At 70.4% G+C, this 11255-nt stretch carries 10 protein-coding genes; 5 read left to right on the top strand and 5 right to left on the bottom strand.

The genetic code is table 11. The annotated features are described in order from the left end of the window. Window positions 1-41: 41 nt before the first annotated feature. From ACFXI4_RS28010 to ACFXI4_RS28020, 3 genes are read left to right on the top strand one after another with little or no spacing between them, the layout of a single operon-like run. The gene (locus ACFXI4_RS28010; RefSeq protein WP_384996000.1) at window positions 42-566 is read left to right on the top strand and encodes a PadR family transcriptional regulator; all 525 of its coding nucleotides are present in this window, start codon (window positions 42-44) and stop codon (window positions 564-566) included. After that, window positions 563-1252, top strand: a complete 690-nt coding sequence (locus ACFXI4_RS28015; protein WP_384996002.1) for an ABC transporter ATP-binding protein — start codon at window positions 563-565, stop codon at window positions 1250-1252. The genes ACFXI4_RS28010 and ACFXI4_RS28015 overlap by 4 nt, the downstream gene beginning before the upstream one ends. Further along, entirely contained in the window at window positions 1249-3594 is a 2346-nt protein-coding gene (locus ACFXI4_RS28020) for an ABC transporter permease (protein WP_384996004.1), read from the top strand. The genes ACFXI4_RS28015 and ACFXI4_RS28020 overlap by 4 nt, the downstream gene beginning before the upstream one ends. A gap of 3 nt (window positions 3595-3597) precedes the next feature. Here ACFXI4_RS28020 and ACFXI4_RS28025 read toward each other — a convergent pair whose 3' ends face one another. Then, window positions 3598-4626, bottom strand: coding sequence for a LysR substrate-binding domain-containing protein (locus tag ACFXI4_RS28025; protein ID WP_384996007.1), 1029 nt, complete (start codon window positions 4624-4626; stop codon window positions 3598-3600). Between the two features lie 142 nt (window positions 4627-4768). On the opposite strand from ACFXI4_RS28025, the gene ACFXI4_RS28030 reads away from it, so the two are divergent. Further along, on the top strand, window positions 4769-5320 hold the full coding sequence (locus ACFXI4_RS28030; RefSeq protein ID WP_384996010.1) for a peroxiredoxin: 552 nt from the start codon (window positions 4769-4771) through the stop codon (window positions 5318-5320). Between the two features lies 1 nt (window position 5321). Further along, window positions 5322-5861 carry an alkyl hydroperoxide reductase gene (locus ACFXI4_RS28035; protein ID WP_384996272.1) on the top strand — a complete coding sequence of 180 codons (540 nt, stop codon included), beginning with the start codon at window positions 5322-5324 and terminating at the stop codon, window positions 5859-5861. A 29-nt stretch (window positions 5862-5890) separates the two neighbouring features. On the opposite strand, the gene ACFXI4_RS28040 is transcribed toward ACFXI4_RS28035, so the two are convergent. The 4 genes from ACFXI4_RS28040 to ACFXI4_RS28055 all read right to left on the bottom strand — a co-directional run bounded on the left by ACFXI4_RS28040 (window position 5891) and on the right by ACFXI4_RS28055 (window position 10998). Then, window positions 5891-7240 carry an AI-2E family transporter gene (locus ACFXI4_RS28040; protein ID WP_384996012.1) on the bottom strand — a complete coding sequence of 450 codons (1350 nt, stop codon included), beginning with the start codon at window positions 7238-7240 and terminating at the stop codon, window positions 5891-5893. Window positions 7241-7378: 138 nt separating this feature from the next. Further along, window positions 7379-8062 carry a transglycosylase SLT domain-containing protein gene (locus tag ACFXI4_RS28045; protein ID WP_362721732.1) on the bottom strand — a complete coding sequence of 228 codons (684 nt, stop codon included), beginning with the start codon at window positions 8060-8062 and terminating at the stop codon, window positions 7379-7381. 427 nt (window positions 8063-8489) lie between these two features. Beyond that, entirely contained in the window at window positions 8490-9815 is a 1326-nt protein-coding gene (locus tag ACFXI4_RS28050; protein ID WP_384996016.1) for a PhoH family protein, read from the bottom strand. Between the two features lie 409 nt (window positions 9816-10224). Continuing rightward, entirely contained in the window at window positions 10225-10998 is a 774-nt protein-coding gene (locus ACFXI4_RS28055) for an isoprenyl transferase (RefSeq protein WP_362721737.1), read from the bottom strand. Between the last annotated feature and the right edge of the window lie 257 nt (window positions 10999-11255).

Below are 11255 nucleotides of genomic sequence, written 5' to 3' on the forward strand. Positions count from 1 at the left end.
GCGTATACATCGTGCGTATACACCGTATGTAGAGTGCTGCCATGTCCATCGGTCACACCCTCCTGGGACTCCTGGAGTCCGGCCCGCGTCACGGTTACGACCTGAAGCGGGCCTTCGACGAGAAGTTCGGTCACGACCGGCCGCTGCACTACGGCCAGGTCTACTCGACGATGTCCCGCCTGCTGAAGAACGGGCTCGTGGAAGTCGACGGCATCGAGGCCGGCGGCGGCCCCGAGCGGAAGCGGTACGCCATCACCGACGCCGGCGTCACCGACGTCGAGAAGTGGCTGGCGACTCCGGAGAAGCCGGAGGAGTACCTCCAGTCGACCCTGTACACCAAGGTCGTGCTCGCCCTGCTGACGCACCGCGACGCCGGCGACGTCCTCGACGGCCAGCGCTCCGAGCATCTGCGCAGCATGCGCGTCCTCACCGACCGCAAGCGCCGGGGCGACCTCGCGGACCAGCTCGTCTGCGACCACGCCCTGTTCCACCTGGAGGCGGACCTGCGGTGGCTCGAACTGACCGCCGCCCGTCTCGACAAGCTCCGCACGGAGGTGACCAAGTGACCGCTCCCGCTGGTTCACTGCTCGCGGCCGAGGGGCTGCGCAAGGCCTACGGCCCCACGCTCGCGCTCGACGGGGCCGGGTTCTCGATACACCCGGGCGAGGTCGTCGCCGTGATGGGTCCGTCCGGCTCCGGCAAGTCGACCCTGCTGCACTGCCTCGCCGGGATCGTGACGCCCGACTCCGGCTCCATCCGCTACGCCGGGCGCGAGATGGCCACCATGAACGACACCGAGCGCAGCGCCCTGCGCCGCAGCGACTTCGGGTTCGTCTTCCAGTTCGGCCAGCTGGTCCCCGAACTGACCTGTGTGGAGAACGTGGCGCTGCCGCTGCGGCTGAACGGCACCTCCCGCAAGGAGGCCGAGAAGGCCGCGCTCGGCTGGATGGAGAAACTGGAGGTCGACGACCTGGGCCGCAAGCGGCCCGGCGAGGTCTCCGGCGGCCAGGGGCAGCGGGTCGCGGTGGCCCGGGCCCTGGTGACCGAGCCCCGGGTGCTGTTCGCCGACGAGCCGACCGGCGCGCTGGACTCCCTCAACGGCGAGCGCGTGATGGAGCTGCTGACGGACGCGGCCCGCTCCACCACCGCGGCCGTCGTCCTCGTCACGCACGAGGCCCGGGTGGCCGCCTACTCCGATCGCGAGATCGTCGTACGCGATGGCAAGTCCCGGGACATGGAGCGGACGGTATGAACGTCAGGCAGTGGTCCAGGGACCTCGGCCTGGGGGTCCGGTTCGCCTTCGGAGGCGGACGCGAGGGCTGGTTCCGGGCCACGCTGACCGCCGTCGGCGTGGGTCTGGGAGTGGCACTGCTGCTGCTCACCACCGCCCTCCCGAACGCGCTGGCCGTGCGCCACCAGCGGGATGTGGCACGGGCCGACTACACGTACGTCTACGTCCCCGTGAAGGCGAGCGACAAGACGTTCGTCGTCGCGGACGTCGAGACCCCGTACCACGGCAGGGACATCCGCGGCCGGATGATCCAGCGCGAGGGCGCGAAGGCCCCGGTGCCGCCCGGGCTCACCGCGTACCCGGCCGCCGGCGACATGGCCGTCTCCCCCGCGCTCAAGCGGCTCCTCGACTCCCCCGACGGCGCGCTGCTGCGCGCCCGGCTGCCGTACCGGATCACCGCGACCATCGCCGAGAACGGGCTGACCGGCTCGCAGGAACTCGCCTACTACGCGGGCTCCGACACCCTCGCCGGCCACATCGACCCGCCGAACGTGGCCCGGATCGACCACTTCGGCAGCCCCAGGCCGCCGGACGCGGAGACCGACCCGGTCCTCAGCCTGCTGATCCTCGTGGTGTTCGTGGTGCTGCTGATGCCGGTCGCCGTGTTCGTCGCGGCCGCCGTCCGCTTCGGCGGCGAGCGCCGCGACCGGCGGCTGGCCGCGCTGCGGCTGGTCGGCTCCGACGGCCGGATGGTCCGGCGGATCGCGGCCGGCGAGGCGATGGCGGGCGCGCTGCTCGGCCTGGTCTTCGGCGTCGGCTTCTTCCTGGCCGGCCGCCAGTTCGCGGGCAACGCCGAGGTGTTCGGCATCAGCGTGTTCCCGAGCTACCTCAACCCCTCGCCCGTGCTGGCCGCACTGGTGGCGGTCACGGTCCCGGCGGCGGCCGTGCTGGTGACCATGTTCACCCTGCGCGGGGTGGTCATCGAACCGCTCGGCGTGGTGCGGACGGCGAAGCCCAGGCGGCGCCGGCTGTGGTGGCGGCTGCTGCTCCCGGTGGCCGGTCTGGCGGCGCTGTACCCGATGGTCGGGCAGGGCAGCGGTGGCGGCGACTTCAACGAGTACCTGGTCACCGGCGGTGTCCTGCTGCTCCTGGTCGGCGTCACGGCGCTGCTTCCGTGGGTCGTGGAGGCGGTCGTCGCGCGGCTCGGCCGCGGTGCGGTGGCCTGGCAACTGGCCGTGCGCCGCCTTCAGTTGAGCAGCGGTACGGCGGCCCGTCTGGTCAACGGCATCGCGGTGGCGGTGGCCGGCGCGATCGCCCTGCAGATGCTCTTCTCCGGCGTCGAGGCGGACTACACCAAGCAGACCGGCAACGACCTCAGCCGCGCGCAGATGGAGGTCCAGGTACCGAACGGCGTCCCGGTGCCCGAGGTGGCCAAGGCGATGGCCGGCACGAAGGGCGTGCGGAAGGTGGTCTCGATCGCCGACGGCGAGGTGGGCGACAAGAAGAAGGAGCCGCAGCAGACCGCCTCGGTGAGCGTCGGCGGCTGCGCCTCGCTGCGTGAGATCGCCACCCTGCCGTCCTGCCACGACGGCGACGCCTTCGTGCTGAAGGGCTCCGAGGCCGACTCCGAGACGGCGAAACTGCTGGGGGCCGGCGTGAAGCACGACCGGACGCTCTACCTCAACCCCGCCTACGACGGACAGGACAACGGCCCCGTGAGCCGCTGGGCGGTACCGGCGGGGCTGAAGCAGGCGCACAGCCGCGAGGACCCCACCGGCTACAAGCGCAGCGGTTTCCTGCTCACCCCGGGCGCGCTGCCGCACGGTGCCAGCACCGCGGTGCGGGGCGTGGTCTACCTGTCCGTCGACTCCGGGGTGCGCGACGCCAACGAGTACGTGATCAACACGGCGACGCGGATCGACCCGCTCATGCAGGCGCAGACGCTGACCTCGTTCGAGCGCAGCAGTCAGTTCGAGTCCATCCACACCGGGCTGCTCGTCGGTGCCGCCGCCGTCCTGGCCCTGATCGGCGCGAGTCTGCTGGTCGGTCAGCTGGAGCAGCTGCGCGAGCGCAAGAAGCTGCTGTCGGCGCTGGTCGCCTTCGGCACCCGACGGCGCACGCTGAGCCTGTCGGTGCTGTGGCAGACGGCGATCCCGGTCGGGCTCGGTCTGCTGCTGGCCGGTGTGGTCGGGCTGACGCTGGGCTCGGTGCTGCTGAAGATGGTCGGCTCCTCCGTGCGGGTGGACTGGCCGGGCGTGGCGGCGATGACCGGCTTCGGCGCGGCGGTCGTCCTCGCGGTGACGCTGCTGAGCCTGCCGCCGCTGCTGCGCCTGATGCGCCCGGACGGGCTCCGTACGGAGTAGGGGTCACCCGTCGGCGCCGAGTACCCGGACGGGCAGCGGTCGCAGCGCCTCGCGCAACGCGTCCGCCAGCTCCCGGTACTCGGCGCCGCGCGCTGCCCCGGCGCGCATCGCGAGGGCGATCCGGCGGCTGGGGGCGGGCTCCGCGAAGGCACTGGTGAGCAGCCGGTCGCTGCGGCTGGTCTCGACCCTGACGGCGGTGTGCGGCAGCAGGGTGCAGCCGAGCCCGCCGGCCACCAGCTGGACGAGGGTGGCCAGGCCGGCGGCCGTGGTGGTGACCGGAGCGCCCTCCCGTGGCCCACCGCCCCCGTCGCCCGAGGGGCCTCGCCCCGCCCCCTTGAATTCCCGCCCGGCCTCCCGGCAGATGTCCAGGGCCTGGTCGCGCAGGCAGTGCCCTTCGTCCAGGAGCAGCAGGTTCAGCTCCTTGAGGGCCTCGCGCGCAATGCCGGTCCGCCCGCCGAGCGGCTGGTCCAGCGGGGTGACGAGGAGGAAGTCCTCGTCGTACAGCGGAAGTTCGCGGACACCCGGGATACCCAGGGGGACGGCGAGCAGCAGCAGGTCGAGGCGTCCGGCGGTCAGTCCGTCCAGCAGGCTGGCGGTCTGCTCCTCGTGGACCTGGAGATCGAGGTCCGGGTAACGGTCGTGGACCAGCCGCAGCACGGTGGGCAGCAGGTACGGCGCGACGGTCGGGATGACACCGAGCCGCAGCGCGCCGGTGAACGGCGCCCGCACCGCCTCGGCCTCCGCCAGCAGCGACCGCATCTCCTCCAGCACGGCCCTGGCGCGTACGGCCAGCCGCTCGCCGGCCGGCGAGAGCAGCACCTTGCGGGTGGTGCGCTCCAGGAGCGTGACACCGAGCGCCTCCTCCAGTGCCGAGACGGCTCCGGACAGCGCGGGCTGACTCATGCCTATCGCGGCGGCCGCGTCCCGGAAGTGGAGGTGTTCGGCGACGGCGGCGAAGGCACGCAGCTGGGCGAGACTGGGTTGCCGGCGCTTGCTCCCGGCACCGACACCGCTCCCAAGGGGATTACCCACAGCCACTGATAGCCACCTCCGATCAACCCGACCGAGTGTAGCTATTTCAGGAATCAATGCACCTTGTGCCACGATCAGCGGCGTCCAACCCATCGGAGGCGACCCCGCGATCCGGGGTGCATCCGCGCTGCAAGGAGAGCGTGTGCTCACTGTCGGTGACAAGTTCCCCGAGTTCGAACTGACCGCCTGCGTCTCGCTGGAGAAGGGCAAGGAGTTCGAGACGATCACCCACAAGACCCACCAGGGTTGGAAGGTGGTCTTCGCGTGGCCCAAGGACTTCACCTTCGTGTGCCCGACCGAGATCGCCGCGTTCGGCAAGCTGAACGAGGAGTTCGCCGACCGTGACGCACAGATCCTCGGCTTCTCCGGTGACTCCGAGTTCGTCCACCACGCCTGGCGCAAGGACCACGACGACCTGCGCGAGCTGCCGTTCCCGATGATGGCCGACTCGAAGCACGAGCTGATGCGCGACCTGGGCATCGAGGGCGAGGACGGCTTCGCCAAGCGCGCGGTCTTCATCGTCGACCAGAACGACGAGATCCAGTTCTCCATGGTGACCGCGGGCTCGGTGGGCCGTAACCCCAAGGAGGTCCTGCGGGTCCTCGACGCCCTCCAGACGGACGAGCTCTGCCCGTGCAACTGGACCAAGGGCGAGGACACCCTGGACCCGGTCGCGCTGCTGGCCGGTGAGTGAGTTGTCGCTCGACTCCCTCAAGTCCGCGGTCCCGGACTACGCCAAGGACCTGAAGCTCAATCTGGGTTCGGTCATCGGCAACTCCGAACTGCCGGCCCAGCAGCTGTGGGGCACGGTCCTGGCGACCGCCATCGCCTCCCGTTCCCCGATCGTGCTGCGCGAGCTGGCGCCCGAGGCGAAGGCGAACCTCACGCCTGAGGCGTACCGGGCCGCGAGGTCCGCGGCCGCGGTGATGGCGATGAACAACGTCTTCTACCGCACCCGCCATCTGCTCTCCGACCACGAGTACGGCACCCTGCGCGCGGGTCTGCGGATGAACGTCATCGGCAACCCCGGTGTCGACAAGGTCGACTTCGAGCTGTGGTCGTTCGCGGTGTCCGCGATCAACGGCTGCGGGATGTGCCTGGACTCGCACGAGCAGGTACTGCGCAAGGCCGGTGTCGGCCGTGAGGTGATCCAGGAGGCGTTCAAGATCGCCTCGGTGGTGCAGGCGGTGGGCGTGACGCTGGACGCGGAGAGCGTGCTCAGCGAGATCGAGTAGCCGCCGTCGTCCCGTGGACCCCGCTCATCTCAATGGGCGGGGTCTTCCGCGTTCCCCGATCCCACGGCGGCCCCGACGGCCTCGTCCTCGATCGCCTCGGGCGCGGGTTCGGGCGGCTCCCCGCTCCCGTACCGCTCGTTCGAGTACTGGTGCAGATAGCTGACCACCGTGTTCGTCACCGCCACCAGCGGTACGGCCACCACCGCGCCGCCGATGCCGGCGACCAGCCCGCCGGCCGCGACCGTGAGGACCACGGCGAGCGGGTGCACGCGGACCGCGCGGCCGAGGATGAAGGGCTGCAGGATGTGGCCCTCGATCTGCTGCACCGCCAGGACGACGGCGAGGGTCATGACCGCGGTGAAGACGCCCTGGGTGACGAGCGCGACCACCACCGCCAGGGCGCCCGAGGCGACCGCGCCGACCAGCGGGATGAACGAGAACAGGAAGATGAAGACGGCGAGCGGGACGGCCATCGGGACGTCCAGGAAGTAGATGCCCAGGCCGATGAATATGGCGTCGATGAGGGCGACCAGGACCGTGCCGCGGACGTAGGCGGTGAGCGTGCGCCAGGCCCGCGGGCCGGCGCCGGCCACGCCGTCACGGGCGGCGGCGGGCACGAGTTTGAGGAACCACTGCCAGATGCGCGCGCCGTCGTAGAGCAGGAAGAGTGTGGAGAAGAAGACCAGCAGGATGCCGGTCAGGGCCTCCACGACGACCTGGACGCCTTCCAGGCCGAACGAGGTGATCTGGTCGGTGTTGGCGCCGATCGCCTCGCGGAGGTTCTTGGCGATCTGGTTGATCTGCTTGTCGGTGACGTGGAAGGGGCTCTTCAGCAGCCAGTTGCGCAGGTCGTCGATGCCGTTCTGGACCTGGTCGGAGAGCGTGTCGATGTTCTCCATGACCTGCCAGGTCACGAACCAGCCCATCAGGCCGATCACCACGAAGCCGGAGATGGCGGTGAGCGCGGTGGCGGGCCCGCGGGGCATTCCGTAGCGGCACAGCCGGGCGACCGTGGGCTGGAGCAGGGCGGTGATCAGCAGCGCGATGACGAAGGCGAACACCACGAGTTGGACGGCGCTGATGACCCGCATCAGGATCCAGACCGTGCCGGCCAGCACCAGCAGCCGCCAGCCGGCCTCGGCGGCGACCCGCACGCCCCAGGGGATGGCCGTCACCGGGTCGGGACGCGGTGCGGGCTTCCGGGCGGGCACGGGGGCGGAGGCGGGAGCCGCCGGCGCGGGGGCCGACTGTGCGGGCACCGCGGGCGGCTCGGCTTCGGCGTGCTCGCGCTCCACCTCGGCCCGCCGCTCGTCCAACCGCTCGCCCATCTCGCTCAGTCCGGCGCCCAGCCTGCCGAGCCACTCGGGCACTCGCGACATGATCCGCTCTCTTTCCCCGTGTCTCCGGGTGCTCCTCACCACTACCCCTGGAGTCGTTCGGTCCGACCGTACAGGGCGACAGCCCCTCCCCCTAGGACGGGGAGGGGCTGTCGGAGGTTGAGAGAAGCCGAGCGGCCTCTAGTACCAGCTGTTCGCCTGCCAGAACGACCAGGCCTCACAGGGGCTGCCGTACCGGGAGTTCATGTAGTTGAGGCCCCACTTGATCTGGGTGGCCGGGTTGGTCTGCCAGTCGGCGCCCACGGAGGACATCTTGGAGCCGGGCAGGGCCTGGAAGAGTCCATAGGCACCCGAGGAGGCGTTGACCGCCCGGTAGTTCCAGCCGGACTCGTGGCTCACGATGTTGCTGAAGCACTGGTACTGGCCGCTGGCCACCATCTGCTGCGCCATCGCCTGGATCTGCGCCACGGAGTACGAGCTCTGGACCGCGAAGGTGACGGAGGAACGGCTGGCCGCTTCCTTCGCCTCGGCGCGCTCCTTGGCCTCCTTCGCCGCCTGCTCGGCCTCGGCCTTCTTGGCGGTCGCGGCCTTGGCGGCGGCCACCCGGGCTGCCTGCTCGGCATCCTTCTTGGCGGTCGCGTCGGCCTGGATGGCCACGGCGTCGGCCTGCTGCGTCAGGGACGCGGTCTGCACCGTTGCCTGCTGACCCGCGGGGATGTCCGCGAGGAGCGTGGTGTCGGCTGCCGTCGCCTCAGCGTCGTTGGGCTGTGCGACGCTGCCCGAGGCAACACCGACAACGCTTCCGACGGCGGTGACCGCGGTGGCCGAGGCCACTGCGAATCCCCGGACCGAAATCCGGCTCACACGGTTTCCTTCCAGCATCGCCCGCTTCGGTGACCCTGGCGGACGCAATCGTTCCCCTGACGCTGGCCTCCCAACTGCGGGGTCACGGGAGGCACGGGCCCGACGGGCGGCTCCCCGCTGGGGAGCGCCGTGCAGTGCTCGGGCGGCATACGACGTCGCTATGGAATTAGCTGTGATGCTTCCGTGTTGCCGTACCGCTGGGGGTACAGGTGTGTCGTATGCGGGGCCTGACAGGAGTGAGACTCTGCCGTAACCCGACGCCGGGTGGCAATTCCGAGTTGCGTGTGAAAGCTCACATCCCGTTTCCCCCAGCGGATTTCAGGAAAGCCGCACACACGAAGGCGCCGCCCGGCTAGGCTCAACGCCTTTGCCGGACGGCACCAACGGACGGGTAGTCAACCCAAGTTGGACACGGGGATCAGATGGATCAGATGTGTCCGTCCTCGAGCATTTCGGTCACAAGTGCGGCAATCTGCGACCTCTCGGACCGGGTGAGGGTGACATGCGCGAAGAGCGGGTGCCCCTTCAGCTTCTCCACCACGGCGACCACACCGTCGTACCGGCCGACCCGGAGATTGTCCCGCTGGGCCACGTCGTGGGTCAGAACCACCCTTGAGTTGGCGCCGATCCGGGACAGAACGGTCAGCAGGACGTTCCGTTCCAGCGACTGGGCCTCGTCCACGATCACGAACGCGTCGTGCAGGGAGCGGCCGCGGATGTGGGTGAGCGGCAGCACCTCCAGCATCCCGCGAGCGGTGACCTCCTCGATGACCTCGCGGCTGGTGACCGCCGAAAGGGTGTCGAAGACCGCCTGCGCCCAGGGGCTCATCTTCTCGGACTCGGAACCGGGCAGATAGCCCAGCTCCTGCCCGCCGACCGCGTACAGCGGCCGGAAGACCATCACCTTCTTGTGCTGGCGGCGCTCCAGGACCGCCTCCAGGCCCGCGCACAGCGCCAGCGCCGACTTGCCGGTGCCGGCCCGGCCGCCCATCGACACGATCCCGACGTCCGGGTCGAGCAGCAGATCGAGCGCGATGCGCTGCTCGGCGCTGCGGCCCTTGATGCCGAATGCCTCCCGATCGCCGCGCACCACACGGACGCCGCCCTCGGCCGTCACCCGGCCGAGCGCCTTGCCGCGCTCGGACTGGATGGTCAGGCCCGTGTGCACGGGGAGGTCGGAGGCCTCCGGGACGTACACGTGCCCTTCCTCGAAGAGGATGTCCACCTGTTCGCCGGAGAGCGTCAGTTCGGACATTCCGTTCCAGCCGGAGGCGCCCGTGATGGCGAGCTCGGCGCGGTACTCCTCGGCCAGCAGGCCGACCGACGACGCCTTGATCCTGAGCGGGAGGTCCTTCGAGACGACGGTGACGTCGTATCCCTCGGCCTGCAGGTTGCGGGCCACCGCCAGGATGCGGGAGTCGTTGTCCCCCAGGCGGTAGCCGCTGGGCAGGACACTGGGGTCCGAGTGATTGAGCTCGACACGGATCGTGCCGCCCAGGTCCCCGATCGGGATGGGCGCGTCCAGGCGGCCGTGCCGGACCCGGTAGTCGTCGAGCAGACGCAGGGCCTGCCGGGCGAAGTAGCCGAGTTCGGGATGGTGCCGTTTGGCCTCCAGTTCCGTGACCACCACGATCGGAAGCACGACCTCGTGCTCGTCGAAGCGGGTCATGGCGTTCGGGTCGGCCAGCAGGACGCTGGTGTCGAGAACATAGGTGCGCCGGTCGGACTTGCGGCGCGTTGTGCTGGTCACCACGGAAGGACGTACCCCCTCGGATGAGGTCGGGGAGCGACGAAGAGGAGCTGGACCGGTTGACGGCCGCCCTGCACGGGCCGAAAACCGGCCCCCCGCTGCTTCTTCCGTGCCGTGACCGCACGGTCGGGCTGGTGCAAAGGGCCTCCCGGGCGGACGACCCCGAGTCGCCCGCTGAGAACCGATGCCCGTGGTTCGGGCATCGACCTGCTTGCCTTATGCCCTCGAACATGCGCCGCCATGCCACGGTCTGCAACGACACGCAGGTGAACTCCGTGTTACCGGCGCCCCGGAATGGGTGATTTACGCCTCATGGGTGCAGTGGGGTCATTCAGCGTGGCGAGGAGGTCATCCAGCGTGGCGGCGGTGACGGGGGGCGTATGCCGTGTCGACGTCCGCCGTCACGATCACGTCACCCGCCGTAGCGGCGGTGGCGGGCCGCGTAGTCCCGCAGGGCGCGCAGGAAGTCGACCTTGCGGAACGCGGGCCAGAAGACCTCGCAGAAGTAGTACTCGGCGTGTGCGGTCTGCCAGAGCATGAATCCGGACAGCCGCTGTTCCCCGCTGGTGCGGATCACCAGGTCCGGGTCGGGCTGGTCGCCGGTGTAGAGGTGCCGGCCGATCATGTCGATGTCGACGGAGTCGGCGAGGTCGCCCATCCCGATGCCCTTGTCCTGGGCGTCGAGGATCATCGAGCGGACGGCGTCGGCGATCTCCTGGCGGCCGCCGTAACCGATGGCGACGTTCACCAGTATGCCGTCGACGTGCGCGGTGGCCTCCTCGGCCTCCTTGAGCGCGGTCTGCATCGGGGAGGGCAGGAGGTCGGGGGTGCCGACGTGGTGGACCCGCCAGCGGCCGTCGGCGGCGAGGGTGCGGACGACGTCCTCGATGATGCCGAGGAGCGGGACCAGCTCCTCCGGGGGGCGGTTGAAGTTGTCCGTGGACAGGAGCCAGAGGGTGACGACCTCGACGTCGGTCTCGGAGCACCAGCCGAGGAACTCCTCGATCTTCTCGGCGCCGGCGCGGTGACCGTCGACGGGGGTGGAGCCGGCGGCCTTCGCCCAGCGTCGGCTGCCGTCCACGATGACGCCGATGTGCTTCGGCACCTGAGCGTGGTCCAGGTGGCCTTCCACCCGGCGTGCGTAGAGCCTGACGAGCAGGCCGCGCAGCTTGTCGCGCAGGTTCACTTGAGGTCCGCCCCTCGTGATTCGGATGCGGGAGTCCGCGTGATCGGGATGCGGGAGTCCGCGGGATGCGCATGCGGGAGTCCGCCCGCCGAAGCCTACCCCGCGGGGAGTTGGGGGAGACGCGGGAGGGAGGGGCCTCCGGAGGCGGGGGTTCCGGTCGCCACCCGGCCGCGGGTCGCGTGGCTGGTCGCGCCCCGGGCCGGGGTCACTGACACATGCGGCCCCCGCGCCCGTTCGGGGTACGGCGTCGGGGCCGT

Source organism: Streptomyces sp. NPDC059224 (genome assembly GCF_042754285.1).
In the GTDB taxonomy this organism is placed as follows: domain Bacteria; phylum Actinomycetota; class Actinomycetes; order Streptomycetales; family Streptomycetaceae; genus Streptomyces.